The sequence below is a fragment of the Natronoarchaeum sp. GCM10025703 genome (assembly GCF_042661985.1).
Taxonomy (GTDB): Archaea; Halobacteriota; Halobacteria; order Halobacteriales; family Natronoarchaeaceae; genus Natranaeroarchaeum.
The window spans coordinates 2506642-2524822 of the sequence record NZ_JBHSZF010000001.1 but is presented as its reverse complement, the minus strand read 5'-3'; the positions used below and the strand labels follow the sequence as shown (position 1 = coordinate 2524822).

The 18181-nt window shown below is 55.1% G+C and carries 18 protein-coding genes, 1 tRNA gene and 2 pseudogenes; 15 read left to right on the top strand and 6 right to left on the bottom strand.

From position 1 onward, the window contains the following. Positions 1-7 precede the first annotated feature (7 nt). The gene (locus tag ACFQH2_RS14140) at positions 8-2605 is read right to left on the bottom strand and encodes a methyl-accepting chemotaxis protein (protein ID WP_377054645.1); all 2598 of its coding nucleotides are present in this window, start codon (positions 2603-2605) and stop codon (positions 8-10) included. A 430-nt stretch (positions 2606-3035) separates the two neighbouring features. Between ACFQH2_RS14140 and ACFQH2_RS14135 the strand changes: the two genes are divergently transcribed. The 3 genes from ACFQH2_RS14135 to ncsA are packed head-to-tail and all read left to right on the top strand — an operon-like array spanning position 3036 to position 4788. Beyond that, entirely contained in the window at positions 3036-3572 is a 537-nt protein-coding gene (locus ACFQH2_RS14135; RefSeq protein WP_377076861.1) for an alpha/beta fold hydrolase, read from the top strand. Continuing rightward, on the top strand, positions 3502-3747 hold the full coding sequence (locus ACFQH2_RS14130; protein WP_377076860.1) for a hypothetical protein: 246 nt from the start codon (positions 3502-3504) through the stop codon (positions 3745-3747). Before ACFQH2_RS14135 ends, ACFQH2_RS14130 begins: the two co-directional genes overlap by 71 nt. 27 nt (positions 3748-3774) lie before the next feature. Beyond that, positions 3775-4788, top strand: coding sequence for a tRNA 2-thiolation protein NcsA (gene ncsA, locus ACFQH2_RS14125; protein ID WP_377054641.1), 1014 nt, complete (start codon positions 3775-3777; stop codon positions 4786-4788). A gap of 4 nt (positions 4789-4792) precedes the next feature. Here the strand turns inward: ncsA and ACFQH2_RS14120 are convergent, their stop codons facing one another. From ACFQH2_RS14120 to ACFQH2_RS14105, 4 genes and pseudogenes are all read right to left on the bottom strand, one after another. Next, positions 4793-5167, bottom strand: coding sequence for a hypothetical protein (locus tag ACFQH2_RS14120; RefSeq protein ID WP_377054639.1), 375 nt, complete (start codon positions 5165-5167; stop codon positions 4793-4795). Positions 5168-5230: 63 nt separating this feature from the next. Continuing rightward, complete coding sequence (ftsZ, locus tag ACFQH2_RS14115) at positions 5231-6424, bottom strand: cell division protein FtsZ (protein ID WP_377054637.1); 1194 nt, start codon at positions 6422-6424, stop codon at positions 5231-5233. 3 nt (positions 6425-6427) lie between these two features. Beyond that, positions 6428-6604 carry a ribbon-helix-helix domain-containing protein gene (locus tag ACFQH2_RS14110; protein ID WP_377054635.1) on the bottom strand — a complete coding sequence of 59 codons (177 nt, stop codon included), beginning with the start codon at positions 6602-6604 and terminating at the stop codon, positions 6428-6430. A 218-nt stretch (positions 6605-6822) separates the two neighbouring features. After that, a pseudogene (locus ACFQH2_RS14105) lies at positions 6823-7343 on the bottom strand (double zinc ribbon domain-containing protein). Positions 7344-7489: 146 nt separating this feature from the next. Between ACFQH2_RS14105 and ACFQH2_RS14100 the strand changes: the two are divergent. From ACFQH2_RS14100 to ACFQH2_RS14065, 8 genes are all read left to right on the top strand, one after another. Further along, a tRNA-Tyr gene (locus ACFQH2_RS14100) sits at positions 7490-7563 on the top strand. Positions 7564-7731: 168 nt separating this feature from the next. Beyond that, positions 7732-7977 (top strand): DUF7563 family protein, encoded by a 246-nt coding sequence (locus tag ACFQH2_RS14095; RefSeq protein WP_377076859.1) that lies wholly within the window; start codon positions 7732-7734, stop codon positions 7975-7977. Beyond that, positions 7974-8180, top strand: coding sequence for a sigma factor-like helix-turn-helix DNA-binding protein (locus tag ACFQH2_RS14090; protein WP_377054629.1), 207 nt, complete (start codon positions 7974-7976; stop codon positions 8178-8180). The genes ACFQH2_RS14095 and ACFQH2_RS14090 overlap by 4 nt, the downstream gene beginning before the upstream one ends. Further along, on the top strand, positions 8177-8488 hold the full coding sequence (locus ACFQH2_RS14085) for a hypothetical protein (RefSeq protein ID WP_377054627.1): 312 nt from the start codon (positions 8177-8179) through the stop codon (positions 8486-8488). Before ACFQH2_RS14090 ends, ACFQH2_RS14085 begins: the two co-directional genes overlap by 4 nt. Further along, positions 8476-10107: a hypothetical protein gene (locus ACFQH2_RS14080; protein ID WP_377076858.1), complete on the top strand. Its 1632-nt coding sequence runs from the start codon at positions 8476-8478 to the stop codon at positions 10105-10107. Before ACFQH2_RS14085 ends, ACFQH2_RS14080 begins: the two co-directional genes overlap by 13 nt. Before the next feature lie 879 nt (positions 10108-10986). Further along, the gene (locus ACFQH2_RS14075) at positions 10987-11268 is read left to right on the top strand and encodes a hypothetical protein (protein WP_377076857.1); all 282 of its coding nucleotides are present in this window, start codon (positions 10987-10989) and stop codon (positions 11266-11268) included. 84 nt (positions 11269-11352) lie between these two features. Then, positions 11353-13311, top strand: a complete 1959-nt coding sequence (locus ACFQH2_RS14070; RefSeq protein WP_377076856.1) for an MrcB family domain-containing protein — start codon at positions 11353-11355, stop codon at positions 13309-13311. 6 nt (positions 13312-13317) lie between these two features. After that, positions 13318-14571 (top strand): McrC family protein, encoded by a 1254-nt coding sequence (locus ACFQH2_RS14065; RefSeq protein ID WP_377054619.1) that lies wholly within the window; start codon positions 13318-13320, stop codon positions 14569-14571. 39 nt (positions 14572-14610) lie between these two features. On the opposite strand, the pseudogene ACFQH2_RS14060 reads toward ACFQH2_RS14065, so the two are convergent. Next, positions 14611-15246: pseudogene (locus ACFQH2_RS14060) on the bottom strand (tyrosine-type recombinase/integrase). Positions 15247-15324: 78 nt separating this feature from the next. Here ACFQH2_RS14060 and ACFQH2_RS14055 point away from each other — a divergent pair. The 4 genes from ACFQH2_RS14055 to ACFQH2_RS14040 all read left to right on the top strand — a co-directional run bounded on the left by ACFQH2_RS14055 (position 15325) and on the right by ACFQH2_RS14040 (position 18160). After that, positions 15325-15651 carry a hypothetical protein gene (locus ACFQH2_RS14055; RefSeq protein WP_377054617.1) on the top strand — a complete coding sequence of 109 codons (327 nt, stop codon included), beginning with the start codon at positions 15325-15327 and terminating at the stop codon, positions 15649-15651. A gap of 316 nt (positions 15652-15967) precedes the next feature. Next, positions 15968-16249, top strand: coding sequence for a hypothetical protein (locus ACFQH2_RS14050; protein WP_377054615.1), 282 nt, complete (start codon positions 15968-15970; stop codon positions 16247-16249). Between the two features lie 59 nt (positions 16250-16308). Further along, on the top strand, positions 16309-17379 hold the full coding sequence (locus tag ACFQH2_RS14045) for a S8 family serine peptidase (RefSeq protein WP_377054613.1): 1071 nt from the start codon (positions 16309-16311) through the stop codon (positions 17377-17379). Further along, positions 17369-18160, top strand: coding sequence for a hypothetical protein (locus ACFQH2_RS14040; RefSeq protein ID WP_377054611.1), 792 nt, complete (start codon positions 17369-17371; stop codon positions 18158-18160). Before ACFQH2_RS14045 ends, ACFQH2_RS14040 begins: the two co-directional genes overlap by 11 nt. Positions 18161-18181: the final 21 nt, after the last annotated feature.

Below are 18181 nucleotides of genomic sequence, written 5' to 3'. Positions count from 1 at the left end.
AGGTGTCTCAGTCTTCGTCCCGTGTCGTGTCCTCGACGAACGCGAACATGTCGTCGTCCGTATCGTCGGTAGTGTCGAGGCTGTCGTCGTTCGTGTCCGTCTCCGTGTCGTCCGCATCGACGGCCGCCTCCTCGTCAGCCTGCTCCGACAGCTCCTGGTCGTCCGAGCTACTCTCGGCGTCCTCCGGTGGCAGTTCCCCGACCGGGTCGTCGTCGAATTCAGCCGCGTCCCGGGGAGCCACTTCTGTGTCGAGCGTCGCGGGGTCCCCCTCGTCGCTCAGTCCAGTGGTCTCGATGTCCTCGCCCGTGACGAACCGATCCAGTGCGGCCGACAGCTGTGACGCCCGCATCGAGAGGTCGCCTGCAGAGCGGGACATCTCGGTCAGTGCGGTCGTCTGCTGTTCGGCGGCGGCCGCGACGTTTTCGGACTCGGCGCTGGTCTCCTCGCTGATCGTCGCGGTCTCGTCGAGCACCGAGACGACCTCTCGGGTCGCCGTTGCCTGCTCTTTCGTCGCGCTATCGATGGCCTGAACGCCCTCGTTGGTCTCGGTGGCGTACTCGGCGATCTCTTCGAGCGCGTCGGCGGCGTCTTTCACCGATTCGGTCTGGCTGGAGACCTGCTCTCTGGTCGTCCGGACCTCCTCGGCGGTCCGGTCGGTCTCGGCTTTGACACGCTCCAGTCGCGTCTCGATGTCTTCGGCGGCGTCTTTCGTCTCGGCAGCTAGCTGTTTGACCTCCTCGGCGACGACGCCGAACCCGTCGCCGCTGCCGTTGGCGGCCGAGCGTGAGGCCTCGATGTTGGCGTTCAGCGCCAGCATGTTCGTCTGGGAAGCGATCTCCGTAATGAACTCCAGTAGCTCGTCGATCTGGGTGATCTCTTCCTGGAGGCGCTCCATCGCCTCGACGGTGTCTTCGCTCTCCGCTTCGATCTGGCTCATTCCCTCGATCGCGTTCTGGGCCGCGGACTGTCCCTCACGACCGGTAACTGCGGTCCGCTCAGCGATCTCCGCGACGTCCGTCGACGTCGTCGAGATATCGTCGACAGCCGTCGACAGTTCGCTTAGCTGTACGTTCGCCCGCTGCAGGGCGTCGTTCTGCCGGTCGGCACCGTCGGAAATCTCCTGGATCGATTCGGTGACCTGTTCGCTTGCACCGCGGACCTCCTCGCTGGAAGCGGTCACCTCCTCGCTGGCGGTGGCGACCTGCATCGCGAACTGTTTCAGTTCGCCGATGGTGCCCTCGATCTCGTCGAGCATCGCGTTGAAATCCTCGCCGATGCCGCGCATCTGCCCGTTCTCCGTCTCGACGTCTGCCCGGACCGACAGATCACCGTCCGCGGCCGCTCCCATCACCGCACAGTACTCTTCGGCCGCTGTCTCCAGGTCGTCGTTGATCCGCTCGACCCGTTCGCGCTCTTCCTCCGCTCCTTCACGAGCGGTCTGAGCCTCTCGGATCTGATCCCGGAGCGCGTCGCGCATGCTCCCGAACGCCCGAGACAGGTCACCGATCTCGTCTGCACGGTTCATCTCGAAGTCCTCGTCGAGATTGCCGTTTTTCAGTGCCTCGGCTTTCGTACTCAGTTGGTTGATCGAACGGACCGTCCCTCGGCCGAACGTCACTGCGATCGCACCGAGACCGACGAACGTCGTAAACATCAGCAAGAGCAGGCTCGACGTGATCTCCGATTGCAGTGCAAAGGCCTGATCGCTGGGGACGTGGACGGTGACGAGGAGGTCGACCGTCTCCCCGCCATCGACCGGGGCGAACGCTGTGACGTAGTCCCGGTCGAGTCCTTCTTTTTCGGTTCCGTCGACGAAGCCAGTTTCACCGGCAAAGCCGCGCTGGACGATCTCCGAGTCCGCACCGAGTGGCGAGTACGCGGGGAACTCGCCGAGATTCGCCTCGAGTTGGGTCTGTTCCTGTTCGCCAGCAACGATGTTCCCGTCCCGATTGACGACCTGCGTGAAGACAGCGTCATCATCGTAGCCCTCGGTCACGGTTCGGAGGTTCGTCGTGATCACCAGCGCCCTGTTGGTGTCCTCGCCGGGTATCGGACTCACGAACGAGACGGTCGGTGCACCCTGGATCTCCTCGACTTCCGAGACGTACACCTCGTCGTTTGCGACGTCGAACTCCTCCCAGGCCCACGGCGCTTCGACGATGTTGAGCTGTGTCCCCTCGCGGGCGTTCTCGCTGCTGTTTACGATCTCTCGCTCGTCGAGGTCGACGAAGTGGATCGCTCTGATGTCGGCCGGTAATCGTTCCACTTCACTGCTGAGAAACTCGGAGACGTCTGCGCTCCCGCCTTCCTGAAACCGGTTCAGGTCGGCCGTGCTCCGGACGTTCGCCGATCGTTCGGACTGCCAATCCTCGATCGAGTCGGCGTACCGATCTGCGACGCCGGTGTATTCTGACTCGACGTCTTCGGACAGTTGGGCCGACGTTTGTGCGTATGCCACGGCGCTGACTGCGCCCACGACGACCAAGACGATCAACAGCGTTGCCACGAACTTTCGGACGAAACTACGGCGGATGAAGGCCGGGACGATTTTCCCCGCGAGACCGGGCTTTTGTCTGTTTTCTGGACTATTGCCGCTATCTTCCATAGGCCCGAACCTATCCGTTTGTTATTATACTTTTTGGCTTGTATCTACTATTGAAACTAGTAGCAACAGTAAATATAATGAATGTATGTGAAACTACTTTTTGAGTAAATATAGGTTTAGGTAGCCGGTGTTTTCGAATAGTGGATCTGCTAATACTGCGTTTTAATTCTCTGAGACGGCATAAATGGCACATTACAGAATTAAAATGAACGATAATAAAGGACCGGGCCGCTATTTACTTGATGCGTTATTAGTTACTATGCTTATCTATCCGGATTTTTTGCCTATTGACGATAAATAAGACAATTATTAATTATATATCTATAGTTATACTACATCCGGGGTGCGAAAACCGATCGTACACATCGCACAGCCCAGCCGTTCCTGCCGACAGCTAACGCTTATACTGTTCGTCGATGAAGCTACGCCCGTGCGCCGACAGACTTTCGAGGGGGAATCTGACGACGAACTCGTCTTCGTCCTCGGCTGGGGCAACAGGATCGACCACGAAAACGTCCAGTGGCTGATCGACGAGTTGCGCAGTGAGTATCGTGTGAGCGTCTTCGAGCTCCCGGACACTATCGACGATTTCGTCGAGGAGTACGTGGTCCCGGTAGAGCGGTACGTCGACGGACTCGACTCGTTCCGGCTACTGGGTCACAGCACCGGCGGCCTGATCGGACCGTATATCGAGGGCGCAGAGACGCGGACGTATCTCAGCCCGTGGTGGGGATACGACGAACGCCAGCAAGGCCTCGCCCTGACGCTGCTCCGAAAGCTACCGCTCTCGGTCCCCATCGTCCCGACAGAGGCGAACGACCGGGACGTGATCGGGGAACTGGCGACCGATCGCCAGCTAGCGGAGGAGGGTGGCCGGGCGGCACCCTCGTTCCTCCGTGAGGTACTGTACGCGCAGCGAGCGCTCCCCCATCGCGGAGGATACTGTCGTTTTCTGTACGCTTCGTGATCGGCTGGTCAGCACGCGAGCGATCGGGGAGCGAGTCCCGCCGGAGCGAATCCACCTCTACGACGGCGGTCACGAACTGTTCTCCTCGCCCGAGCGCGAGCAACGCCTCGACGCGCTCCTCGACGCCGTCCGGGACGGTCCGGGCGCGCTCGAACGTGTCGAGCCGAAACGGTGATATCGGTCACGCGGCTACGATTCCGCAATGGATTGCACCAAATGCGACCGCGAGGCCGTGATGCACGCGGCGTACTCAGGTTCGCATCTCTGTGAGGAACACTTTCGCGGCTCCGTCGAGAGTCGGGTCCGTCATCGTATCCGCGAGGACAGCCTCGTCCCGCGCTCTGCTACACCCGAGACCCCGGAAACGTGGGTAATCGGCCTCTCCGGCGGCAAGGACAGCGTCGTACTCACACATATCCTCGACGAGACGTTTGCGGAAGACCCCCGAATCGAACTGATCGCACTGACGATCCACGAGGGCATCGAGGGCTATCGCGACAAGAGCGTCGACGCCTGTGAGAAACTGGCGAGCGACCTCGACTTGCGCCACGAAATCGTCAGCTACGAGGAGGAGTTCGGCGTCCAGATGGACGATGTCGTCGAGAAGGATCCCCAGAACATGGCCGCCTGTGCGTACTGTGGCGTCTTCCGGCGTGACCTTCTCTCCCAGTACGCCGCGGATTTTGGTGCGGACAAACTGCTGACCGGCCACAATCTGGACGACGAGGCCCAGACCGCGCTGATGAACTTCCTCGAAGGCGACGTCGAGCAGATGGCGAACCACTTCGAGGCCAGCCTCGGCGACTTCGAGGACCGTGATCTGCCGGATGACGCGGGAGCGGACGGCGAACTCGGCACGCGCTCCGAGCAGGACACCTTCGTCCCCCGGGCAAAGCCGCTCCGAGATATTCCCGAAAAGGAGGTCGCCCTCTACGCCCACCTGACCGACCTGCCCGCACACATTACGGAGTGTCCACACTCCAGTGAAGCCTACCGCGGCGAGATTCAGGAACTACTCTACGACCTCGAAGAGCGCCACCCCGGCACCCGCCACTCGATCATGTCGGGCTACGAGGAGATGGCCGCACTCGCCGCCGACAGCTATAGCGACGACACTGGCGGTGTCGAAACGCAAGAGTGCGTCGAGTGTGGCTCGCCGACGACCCGCGAGCGCTGTCGGAAATGTGCACTGGTCGACGCCGTCCAATCGGTGTAAGACATCACTCGCAGTTGTCGGCGTCGAACTCGACGGCGTCCTCCCCGATCCGTATCCGTAGCTCCTGATCCTCACAGCCGTTCCGTTCGAGTTCGTAGGTCGACGCCTCGCTCTCGACGTTCATCTCGATATCGTACTCGACGCCAGCCAGTACGTTCTCTTCCCGACGTGACGCGCCGGCCCCGAGTTCGTACTCCTGTGCGAGGACGAGTTCACTGTTCGTATACACCCTGAAGTCAACAAGGACGTCGCTCGATCGCTCGTTTGTGATCTCGTACGTCGTATGGCCGTTGTCGGTGTCAGAACAGCCAGCCAGTGCAGTGGCGGCAAGCGCACAGCCACCGGTCAACAGCCGCCGTCGATCGAGGTCGAAAGTCACGGTGACCAAATCTTGTCGTCGCGCACAAATCAGCGTTTCCGAACCGATCGAAAAAGGGATTGGCTACCGGATGACGTCGAGACCGTTCTGCTTCTCGACGGTGCTTTTCCCGCCGTCGCTCTGGGTACCGTAGTTCTGCTGGCTCCCCGAGTCCTCGAGGTTCTGGCTGGCGTCGAACGACGCTTCGTCCGCGCCTTCCAGACTCTGTCGGGACTTGTTGGCCTGCTTCTGGGTCGTCGGCCCGAGCACCTGCGCGCTCTGGACGCCGGTCATGATCGCCATGACGCGGACTTTACCCTTGTACTCTTCCTGGATCCGGGCGCCCCAGATGACATTTGCGCTGGCATCCAGCCGCTCGGTGATGTTGTCTGCGATTCCTTCCGCCTCCTTCAGAGTGAGGTCGGGTCCACCGGTAATGTGGACGAGCCCACCGGAGGCACCGCGGTAGTCGACGTCGAGCAGCGGGTGGTTCATCGCGTCTTTGACCACCTCTTCTGTCTTGTTCTTGTCCTGTGTCTCGCCGACGAGCATGACCGCGACGCCGCCCTGATTCATGATCGTCGTCATGTCGGCGTAGTCGAGATTGATCAGGCTCGGCTGGGTGATCGTCTCCGAGATTCCTTTGACCGTCTCGGCGATGATCTGGTCCATCACCGAGAACGCCTTACCGATCGGGAGGTTCGGGACGTACTCCAGCAGACGGTTGTTGTCGAGGACGATGATCGAGTCTGCCTCGTCGCGGAGTTTCTCCAGACCCTCTTCGGCCTTGACCGTCCGCGCGCGCTCGACGTTGAACGGCGTCGAGACCATCCCGACGACGATTGCGCCCTGCTCTTTGGCGATCTTCGAGACCACAGGCGCCGCACCCGTGCCGGTACCGCCACCCATCCCCGCGGTGACGAAGACCAGATCGGCGTTTCCGAGCACTTCCTTGATGGTCCCCTGGGCCATCTCGGTGGCTCGCTCGCCCATCGACGGATCGCCACCTGCACCGAGTCCGTTCGTCAGGGATTTGCCGACGAGGATCTTCGTGTCGGCTTCGATCATCTTCAGGTGTTGCTTGTCAGTGTTGATCGCAATCGTCTCGGCTCCCTCGACGCCAATGTTGTACAGCCGATTGACCGTGTTGTTACCGGCACCGCCAGCACCGACGATGACGATCCGGGGATCACCGAACTCGTCGTCGTCGGCCGCGGCGTCCATCTCACGCTTCTCCTCCTCGGCGTTTTCAAGTGCGTCTTGAACGATATCTTGCATGCCCTACACCTTGGCCCAGGTTCGTTTGTTGGAGTTCCCGGATGTCTCCTGTTGTTCGTCGACCATCTCCCGGACGGCAGCCCGAATCGCTTCGCTGCGGTTCGGGTACTGTCCGGAGTCGACCATCTGTTCAACCGCGTCGATCTGCTGTTTCGGAATTCGCAGTGTCACACGCTCCATATATTGTATTCCCCTTGTGTAAGACGGCCGTCGTATTCGGATTCTTTCCCCCTGTGTCTTACACTGGACACCGCCCGACAACGTCGAGCAAGGGGGAATCCACCCCATCGTGTAAGACAACCGTCTTACGCGACTGGTACCTCTCGTGCATACATAATAAATGTAACGCCGACCGTGATACAAACAAGTAAATGCCGCGTACGGTCGTGTGTGACTTCCTACCGTGGATCTAGCACGTCTGCAGCGGGCGTTCGGCGGCCACAGCCCGGGCAGAACGCCCAGTCGGACCGGATCTCGTCGCCACACTCACAGAACGCTCGTTTCGAGGCTTTTTCACCACAGTTCGGACAGTAAACGTGGTCCTCGCCCACCTCATCGCCACATTGAGCACACTGCCGGCCCTCGGAGTCACTGTCCTCCCGCGTCACGTCTTCTTCGTCTGTCTTACGTTCCGCGCTCGTGCGCTCGTCGTCGATCGAGACGTTGACTGTAACGTCTTGCGGGTGCGCTCGGGCCTCCCGCAGTCGCTCGTCAAGCCGTTCGTCGATCAGTTCGTCGACGCGGTCGGCCACCAGCGCGTCTAGCGAGTCCGCTGTCGGGGGGACGTCCCTGCGGAGCCTGATTGTCGGTCCTCGATGTAGCTCCGCAGCGCCTCCCGCAGGACCTCGCTTTTCGAGGCATCGAACGACTCGATCTCCTCGACGAGGTCGTCATCCGCCCGGAACGTTATCTTGCTCATTGCCCGCTCGTCTTGCTCTGTGTCGCCTTTCCATATCAAACTTCGCACCTGTCTGACGCTCGTCTGTCGCAGGCTGGTGCACACTGGCACGGCGCCCGTCGATAATAACCCTTAAGTCCAACAGTGAACGATTCGTAATCGCACGCCCGCCCTTAGCTCAGACTGGTAGAGCAGTCGACTGTAGATCGACTTGTCCCCCGTTCAAATCGGGGAGGGCGGACCTACTTCCTACCCGAATTGCAGTGGACAGCCAAACGGCTGTTTACACTGCTTTTAGAGCCTCTAACCGAGGATATAGACTTTCAGAATCGCGGCGAAAATCTGGAGTTCAGGTGGTAACCAGTCGGGGGTCCGCGCGTTCTTGCGAAATTCACAGTGCAAAATGGAGGTGGTCGTCGTGTTGAAACTCGTCGATAGCGACGAGTCTCCCACCTGCCGGAACTGTGGCGCCCACGTCTCGGCAGACTTCCGGCGCGTCTACGGTGACGAGTCCGACACCGTGCATCGGTGTCGCGACTGTGACACCATGCGGCGGCTCACTCGCGGTAGCGCGGCCGGACTCGACCTCAATATCCCCGATCCGAGCGCAGACGGCCACCACACGGGAAAGGCTGAGACGGGGAGGTCGGCATGAGCCAAAGCCAGCTCGCCGAGTTCGTCGGCGTCCGTCGCGACGATCTCGACAAGCTCACCGAAGCCGAGCGGAAGGCGTACGTCGCCTGCCGGATCAACGGCGTCGGCGTTCGCGAACAGGCTCGTTTCAGTGGTCGATCACCCGGAACGGTGGGGAACCTGCTCCGCCGCGCCGAGGACAAACTCGACGGAGGTACCCGATGAACCGCGAGCGTGGGCTGTGGGCGACACTCGTCGGGCTGGCGGCCGGTGACGCCGCAACGACCATCACGGCGCTGGCGCTGGGCCTGCCGGAAGCGAATCCGCTCTTTGAGGCGCTGATGGGTTCTCTCGGCATCGTCGCGGTCCCGCTGTCGCAAGTCCTGTACGTTGGGCTGGCGAGCGCCGTCATCACCGCGGTCGAGCGTGGCCGCCGGACGCCCGTGTTGCTCGCTGGTATTCTCCCGAGCGCCCTGGTCGTCGCGAACAATCTCGCCTGGATCACGGTGACAGTCACGGGGTGGTCGGCGTGACCCACGTCGCGACGTCTCCCCACGAACTCGAAGGCAACCTGAATTTCTTCGAGAACGGGCTGAGTCCGTACTGGGCTATCTCGAAACTGCTGTTCCACGGTTTCGACGGCTACTCCGGGGAGATGGTCAGGGAGATCGCCGGCGAGGAGTGGACGATCAACCTCAAGTACCAGAAAAGTGGGATCGCCCCGCGCCCTCAGGACGACGTCGAGGAGCGACTGTACGAGTTCCGGATCGGAGCGTACGGCGACGGCGAGCGAAAAGCGAACTTCCACGTTCGACCGCGGTTTGCCGGGATGGAGCACTACGAGGACGGCGATGAGATCACGTCCCCGTGCGATAGCGACGACCTCCCGAACGAGGCGACGAACGTGAAGCTCTCGGGAAGTAATCTGGAGCCCGAGACCTACCCGGTGCTGCTCCGGAAGGTCCTCCAGGAGCTCGCGGACGAAGCCGGGATGGGCATCAATCTGAACCACTTCACGACGATCCACCCGACGAGCAACATCACGACCTACGAACGGTATGTCCGAATACAGCGGTCGATGGCCGAGAAGTACGTCCGATCGACCGGATCGCTCCGGCGGCTGTTCGAGCTACTCGCCCAGCGGGAAGGGTCGAGCGTCGTCTACAAAGCCGACAACAGCGGGCCGAACACGGATATCGTGGGCTACAACCACCGGCTGATTATCCCGAAGGCGGACGCCAGAGAGATGATCCCGATGCACTCGCGGGGCAAGCAGCTGAAACACTACCATCCCGAGTACGTCCACGGTGACGAGGAAGACGCCATGCACCACCCGAAGGTCGGCGTTCTGCTCAAGAAGTCGCTGAACAAGAGCCGGTCGTTCGCCTGGAGCGACCGCGAGGGTCTCCGGCGGGAGATCGACGAGACGCTCATCAACACGCTCCGGTGGTCGGATATCCCGGTCGGTGCTGGCGGAACGACCTTCATCGCCGATGATCACTTCGACGCCGCGCCCGCCGAGGAGGACGTCGAGTTCTTCGAGGATCCGACGCCGGAGATCGAAGCGAAACAGGACGCCTTGCTGATCACGACGCTTCGAGACATGACCGAGGCGGATGTCGATTTTATGGAGGCGCTGGTCGCTGACGGAAGCGGCCAGCATCCCGAGGACCTGGCGAGCAACGCCGAGCGCGGTATCTCGACGCTGTACCGGTTCCTCGACCGACTCGACGGCCTGGTTCGGAACGACAACGCCGCGGTCGAGTTCACCAGCCGGAAGATCGAGCAGGAGATTGCCGGAATCGTCGAGAGCGCCGAGCACCGGATCGAGAACGCAGCAGACCGAGCGGCGAAGCTGATGAACGTGAATGTCCGGCAGTCGGCGTCGAGCGCGTTCCAGAAGTGGATGCAGACGTACGCCGCCACGTTCGATTTCGACCCGGACAGCGACGAGACGACGGTCCGGATCGACACGCGACTCGGGGAGTTCAAATCCTCGTCGTACCCGCGCGTCGAGGACGTCCTCCAGGAGGCGAAGACCGCCTGGGTGAAGGACAGTCGCGACGTCGCCGACCTCCTGGAGGCGAGCGTCGAGTGGCTGAACGCTGACGGTGATCGTCGACGCGGGCGGGTGCGTTCGCTCACCCGGTAGCGCCCGACAGTCGAGTGGCAACGCTATTCTTCGACCCCGACAGTTCAACTGGAGTTGCAGTTTTTAGGTACTTAGGTATAGTTTACTTTACTTGCAGGCAGTGGCTACGCGGTGATCGGGCCGATCGGGAGAGAGTCCGGGACGGGGGTGTTCCCACCGAGCGGGACACACCCCTTAGGGAGTGTGCCTAAGGGCACTTGCGAAAAAAAGTACCCCGCTCCGCAGAGTTCCAGTTGATCCACTGGAAACGGGGGTTGTTCTGTATTGTTGACTTAATTGAAGCCATCAAACAGTTCAGTCTCCCGTGTTCAACTCCACGAAAGTCCGTCTGTAACGCAAGTGGATGACCCTCTGGGACGATCGGCTTCTCGAAATAATCCAGCAGGAAGGTGCTGGATCTCGGGAAAAGCACTCTGAGTAGGAAGAAATTTGCGTGACTAAGTTACACGTCTCTCGAAGGCTCAGCAAGCTCGCCGATCACGATATGCTGAAACACCTCTGTAATCGTGTTTACGTGTGCCGAAGAACGTGCAGTGTCACCTTCTTCTGTATCTCAGTCTCGTCGACGGTCCGCGTCACTCGATTCGGCTGCATCTCGTATTCGCTTGTAAAGCTCACGGCTGACTTAGGGGAACAGAATTTGGATAACGACACGTCGTAATTCTGGCAACATTTTTGTAGCCGGTCTCCATTGTTAGCGGCACCACTATCGATGGATATCGAAGATTATGTCGTTGACAGCGAACGCATCGTAACTGGAACAAAAGCAAAGAAGGGAATGTCCCCAGGAAAGGAATCGGGGAAAGGTAATATCGCTTGTACGACGAACCGAGTCGTCTACGTCGAGGAAAAGATGTCGTCGACATTTCACTAAATGCAGTGAATTCCGTCGAGTACGAGGCACCAGCGTACCCCGTCAAGATACTCTACCTCGGCGTCGCGCTCGCTTGTATCGGGTTCTTGGGAATCTTCTTCCCGTCTGAATCAGTGTCGACTGCCGGTGGATTTTTTATTGGTAGTGGTGTGCTGACCCTCTTAGCTGGATTGTACTACAGGAGCAGTACACTGAGACTCCACACGCCAAACAAGAGCTACGAGTTCAGCACCCGAGACGACTCGATACAGAACGTTGCTCACGCGCTCCGTGGGTACGAAAACTGAAGACAAAAACATCTCGTAGACACTAACCGGACACTATGTCTACGACCAATTGAGACAATTATACTTACAGTCTAAGAGTTCACTTTGTCAGTATGGGAAAATGGCGGTCACGCGTTCAGAAAAGAACTTAGGCGATATCAGGAACAGATTGAAGCGGATCAGATCTCTCTACAAGAACTTGAGAAACAGGTGTTGCCGACGGTTCAGTCCGATTTCCCCGACAATGACAATCCGGATGCTGCTTTTCGTCGCACCTTGCAGGAGCTACGAGATCAAGGAGATGTCGAATTTCTTGGGAACGGAGAATACATTCTCGACTTTGATAGCGACCTTAATCTCAAGGAGGCTTTTTCGACCGTCCTTCGTGATTATAAAGAGGCCAAAGAGAGAGGTGATCAAAGTCACCATGCTGCAGAACTCATCAAAGACGAAATTCCTAGTGAATTAAAACAGCTACTTGCCGATGATCATCTACTATTCAAAGGGTCAGTCGGTGCTGGGACAATGGCTAATATCCCCTGGATTGGCATTTTCGATACCAGAGTCACACAGAGCCCACAGGAAGGATTGTACGTAGTCTACCTGTTTGATACTGATTCGGAAACCGTGTTTCTCACCCTAAACCAGGGGATGACCGATCTTCAAGACTCCTTCGGTACCAAAATCGCCCGTGAAGTTCTCGCAGCACGGGCTGAGGCGCTCCGTGATGTCGTCGACGTAGAACGATTCGAGAATAGCCGTATTCATTTACCCGATAAATTTCTAACCTCTCGAAATAGCCTATATGGTATTTCGACTATCTGTCACCGTGCATACGATCTGGAAGATATGCCTTCAACTGACGTTCTCCGTGAGGATGTCCGCCGACTGGTAGACACCTATCAAGATCTTATTGAGAGTAATGATTATCAGACACTACTCGATGCGTTTGATCCAGATGAACAAGAGCAGCTGAATCCGTTTGAAGGATCTACGGAGGGTGGAAACGACGGCACGTCTGTGCAGGTTCCAAATCCCAAGGAGGCACCGCGCCGTGCGAGCGAAATTGCGGAGCAGCTTGAATCAGTTGGACAGGTAGTTTTGCATGGACCGCCAGGTACCGGGAAGACCTACACTGCACGTCAATTCACTAAGTGGTGGCTTCATGAGCGGAACGAAAACCCGACCACAGATCAGTTCCGTGAGGTAACGTTCCATCCTTCGTTCACCTACGAGGACTTTATCGAAGGCTTAGCGGCTCACACGCAGGGTGGTGACGTCGTATATGAGGTAGAATCCGGTATATTCAAGCAGATTTGTGAGGATGCAAGACGGGAGTATCAGGAGGCTCTTTCAGAAGACCGCACTCCTTCACCGTACGTACTGCTCATTGATGAGATCAACCGTGGAAACCTTGCAAAGATTTTCGGAGAGGCAATTACGCTACTGGAAAAAGACAAGCGAGGTGCTGATCCTCAAAACAGTTCGGTGAGTTTAGCCCACTCGGGAGAGCCATTCGTAATTCCACCGAATCTCTATCTGATTGGGACGATGAATACCGCAGACCGTTCGATCGCGCTGGTTGATGCTGCGTTACGTCGTCGTTTTAGCTTCCACTCTTTTCCGCCCGATTATACGGTACTGTTGGAAGAATATGATTACAACTGGGGTTCAATGCAGGCAGTACAACAAGAGGCCCTACAAGCGGAGTCAGTTACACACCGAACACTACTTGCAGCCTCGATTGCAGCATTGAGTATTATCAATAAACGGATTCTAGATACGGGTGACCTCGGAAAGGGAAAGCGAGTCGGGCATTCATATCTATTGGGGACGAAAGATATTAACGACATTGTCAATGCCTGGAAATATCAGATTCTACCTCTTTTAGAAGAATACTATTTCGAGGATCTCGATCGGCTTCAATCGGACCTTTTCGGCACACCTGTTCCTTTCCTCTTTGATTCGGATCAGTACGAGATAACACGTTTTGAGGCAGGAGAACTGCAAGAGACGCTTACTGATCTTCTAGCTCAGTCAGGTATTGGAAGCCAAGGGCTGTAACAAAGCATGAGTCTATCCGTCAAAGATCCAGAAGAAGCGATCATCCTTCAGGAGAGACAGGAGTTGCGCCTACGGTTACCTAAGAACGATATTGACCGTCTTCAAGAGATCAACCAATTAACCGTAAACCGGGAATCCGCTGAAATAGCAATTGTTGAGTCAAAAGGCTACGTTGGAGCGATCGGTCTCCCAAGCGGTCAGCTTTTAGAAATCTGGCCTAAAGTCGAGTGCAATCTTCTATATCTCTTGGCATATGATGATCGTCTGGATAATGAGTTAGTCTACGGTGATGCCGCTGGCTTCGAGATCGGAGAATCCTTCGTCGAAATCATCGCTCGGCTCTATATACGAGAGCTAAAGCGTGTTCTCAAACGAGGTCTCTATCGAGACTATCGAGAACATACAGGCCGCGAGAAGCATCTACGGGGACGGCTTGACCTTCACCGTCAACTTCAACATCAAGAACCACACGGTACAGAATTTGAGGTTGAATACGATGACCTCACATATGATCTCCCAATAAATCAAGTGATTCTTCGGGCGACCACGATGCTACGACGTCTCGTCAATGATCAGTCTCTCTTGAGCGAACTAAACCGATATCATGGGATGTTACACCAGCGATTAGAACCTCGTGAACTAACTCGGTCTGAGGTTGAGAACATTAGTTTATCCCGACTGAACAGCTATTATCAATCACTTCTTGAGCTTGCTCAGATGATTCTTGAACATAGCTTTATTAATGCGATTGGGACGTCGCAAACTCAATTTCGCACGTTCCTTATCGACATAGAGCAGCTCTTTGAGAAGGTTGTGCAACGATCAGTTCGCGAAACGCTTGGACAAAACTACTCTATGAACACTGGTCAAGTAGGTCACCTCGCGGCGAACACAAACGGCGAAACTATCCAGGGACTTGAACCGGATTTCACGCTCACAAATAAGAAAAGCGGAGCGGTGGTACTTGTGGGTGACGCGAAATGGAAGAGTGATTCCCAGCCTGCTCGTGGTGATCTGTATCAGATCAGCACATATATGGCGAAGTTCGACGCTCCCGGCTTGCTAGTCTATCCAGATCAAGGTGGAAAAGCTACTGACCGATATTCATTCGATACTGACGACGCCGCAAATCCTCACCGCCCACTGCATACGATAGAACTCCCGTTCGACGCAAAGAGTTATGAAGACTTTCCCAAATCCGTCGAAGCCGCTATTTCTAACCAGATACAGCAAATTATGGAAGCCACCTACAATTCCTAACCCCACACGTCACTCGCTTCCTCATTCAGTTGTACACCACTATACTCGATATAGGTACGCACTCGACAGATCGGCGTGGCCCATCGTCTGCCGAATGTACTGCGGCGTCGCTCCCTTCGAGGCGATGAGCGTCCCGTAGGTGTGCCGAAGAACGTGCGGTGTCACCTTCTTCTGGATCTCAGTCTCGTCAGTGACGCGCGTCACTCGGTAGTAGACTGCCTATCGGCCCACGCCCACGGCTTCATTTAGCTTGAAGAACTCGCGGATCACTCGAAGCGTATCGGGATCTCGAACCGGTATCGTTCGAGCAACGTGCTCGGTCTTGGGCGTCCAGTCGTCCTGTTCGGCAGGCACTCGTAGCTGTTCGTTTTGCCAGTCCATCCAGTCGCTTCGGAGCTGCGAGAACTCGCCCGCTCGAAGGCCGGTGTGAACCAGCGTCCGGATCGTGAAGTCATGGGCCAGGTCGAACGTCTCGACGACGTCAAGCAGCTCGGTCAGTTCGTCTTTCTCCAGGGGCTCGCGTTTCCATGTAATTGTACTTCGACGCGAGCGGTGTGCAAAATGATCTACAAAGAAGCTTGGGATTGGGGGTTTCGAGGAGATTTGACGGCTTCCGTTTAACAGACTTGTAAGACTGTAAACTGACGGTTGGTGATCAATACAGATGGAGCACATGTTGCTCAGTCTACTGGGTCGCTGGTGGTTACCGCGCCGAAATGCTCATGATGTTGCGTTTTTACAGTTGTGAGTGATATGTTAATTGAGTCGCTTCCTGAGTTTCTCATCGTGCATTTGGGGGTGTTTGGTCTGATCATTACAGGATTTCTCGTCGAAAAGCACTACGTAAGCCGGCCAGCGATGTTCGCTAACGGGATCGCGTTGAACGTCCACGTATACGAGTTTCCGATGCCGCCAGAATGGCTGATTTTATATGCCGATGTCGGGATTGCCGTGAGTGTAATAGCGATTTTGTCGTACGCAATGGAGGTCAGACTTCCTGAAGGATATTACAATGTTATCTGGTATACATACTCCTCAATCGCCGTGGGAGGTGTAGTTCTACTTACAATTCCCGCTTAGGTACTGACGGCTAATAGAATAAAAATTATACACGCATCGGTTACCATTCCCCTCATCGAAGGCAGAAATATCTATAGAGTCTACAAACTTGCAGGACTGTAGACGTAGGAGTGCTTTTGTTTATTCAAGATGCTCTATAGGCCACAGAGCCAGATAGTTCATTAACTACGTTTGGGAAAAATAGATACTATAGCACTATTTCTGAATCTTTTCAATTTGCCATTGTTATTGAGTCCCCCTGAGTATCACCCCCGTTTTCAATCTGTCTCATCCATAGGTTTCATTACGGAGGCAGTTTTCTATTCAATTGAACACGATGAGCGTCTCCATTGAGAAAGGGGTCAGAGATAGGATTGAGAATCCTACCCCGTCTGAGGAAGTCAAACTCATCGTTGACCTTGACGAGGTTAATAGCCCTGAAAAAGTTGTTGGCGATGTAGAGGCTGTCGGGGAATCCGTCAAGGTTGAGGAGACGCTTCCCTTCCAATGCTTAGCAGTCTCCGCTAGAGAGGACGATCTCGAAGCGCTGAGTGAACTCCGATGCATCTCCCGCATTGAAATTGAAGGTTCGGGTAAGGTGCTCAATTCGGGAAACTGACAATTCCCCGAAGGTTCAATTCCTTCGCGGATCTTAAAGGAGAGTATCTAAACTCCCTTGTGGAGCATTATGAGCTCTTAGAGGGCGGCCCTATAGAAGGAGATACTGCTGACATCGCTATCTTAGACTCAATTAGTGAAGCCAGTGAAGAATTTAGAGAGTACAATACAATTGGAAGAGAACTGGACGCAATAAATGCTGGAGACAGTAACACTCACGGACACGGCGTTGCTCACATCATAGGACGGTATGCAGATAATACCAAATTTCATTTTTATCAAACAATCCATCCAAATGGAAATTTTAAGGATCGAGACTTGTTAAAAACTTTTGGAATTATACAACATGTTATTGGTGAGATAGACGTAATAAACTTTTCTGCCGGTCTTGATCATGCTGCTAACCCTCATAAAGACTGTGACCGGAGCGGGCCGAGTTGCAAAGTGTGTCGTGTTTTAGAAGACCTTCTTGACGATCATACTGTATTTGTTGCAGCCAGTGGCGATCAACTTCAAACAGATGGGTTGGTCTGTCCTGGTTTGTCTTCTGAAGTCCTTTCTACTGGGGGTGTTACTGCTAAATGCACTGCAGAAATCAAACAAGAAGATAAGACAATATCTATTGGACCAGGTACTGATCAGCCCGCACCTAATGCTTTTTGGATCAAGCGATCTGATAATGATGGTGCTCAGGGCACATATTGTACCAACCGAGGATGTTACCCTGGAACGTCTTGTATAGAAAACCGACGGTATGAGCAGTGGGAGCACAATCACGAGCCAGCTGAGAACAGTCCAGATGTGCTAGCACCAGTACATTTGCCTATTGAAGATGAAATTGGGCCGTTACTCGCTCAGGGATCTAGTTTCTCCGCGCCCATTGTTTCTTCTCAAATAGCGAACGTGATTAGCGGTCTTCAGTCTGTCGGCGTGTCGACCACCCGGCAACGAATAAAACAGAATATTATTGAGCATACAAAAGGAGCGTTTTCTTCAGGACCGGGTATGCTATGTGGAGTTGATTTTGCTACTGAAACAGGAAATTCGTACGATCTTGATCTTGAATTTGAAGATACTACTGACTTATTTTTCACCACAACTGGATCAGATTGTAATTGGGATGATTCCTGAGGCTTCGGCTAGTTCACGGTTGAAGATTGAATCTATATTGTCGGAAAAGAATAAATTTACATTTTATTGGGACCGAATTAAAGACTTAGACATCCCAATTCCAAAAACCGAAATAATATTCTTGGAAGAAAAAGATGGTCAATTATGGTGGGATACCAGTGAGATAATATCTACATTGAATACTTGGGGTGCTGAAGAGGCGTTTGTTCGGTCTAATTATAAATCCGCCCCTCACCGCTTAAGAAGCGGGTCTCACATCTCCAAGCGTGAACCAAGTGAGATTAATAGAACTATTGAATCACTTCTATCACAACTGTCTGCTTCCAACTGGGAACATGGTGGGGCTCTTGTTTTGCGCCAGTGGCTTGATTTGAACTTTTGTATGCGCGCAGAGCATCGGGGTTGCCATCCCGAAGTCCGGTTCTTTATTGAAGATGGAGAGATACTGAGCTTTACTCCAAGAGAAATTGGCTCTGAAGATATTTGTGACATGCAGTATGATCATTTAGAAAGAATAATCAATTCCGGCACTAACGAGATACCATTACGTTACGCTCACAGAGTCGCAAAAGAGTTCACGGAGTATACTTGGGCTGTTGATTTTGTAATGGATACGAACGGGAATTGGTTTTGTACTGAAATGGGGCTTAACGCCATTTACTGGAATACGGAAAGTGCGGACTGGTTAAATCATTGTGATCATAATGATTTAGAGGCTTTGAGCCCTCGCGAAATACATTCGTGTGCTCTTTATTATGGTCGCTTGCCTGAGACTCACTGATTACAATTCTTGGATTTAGAT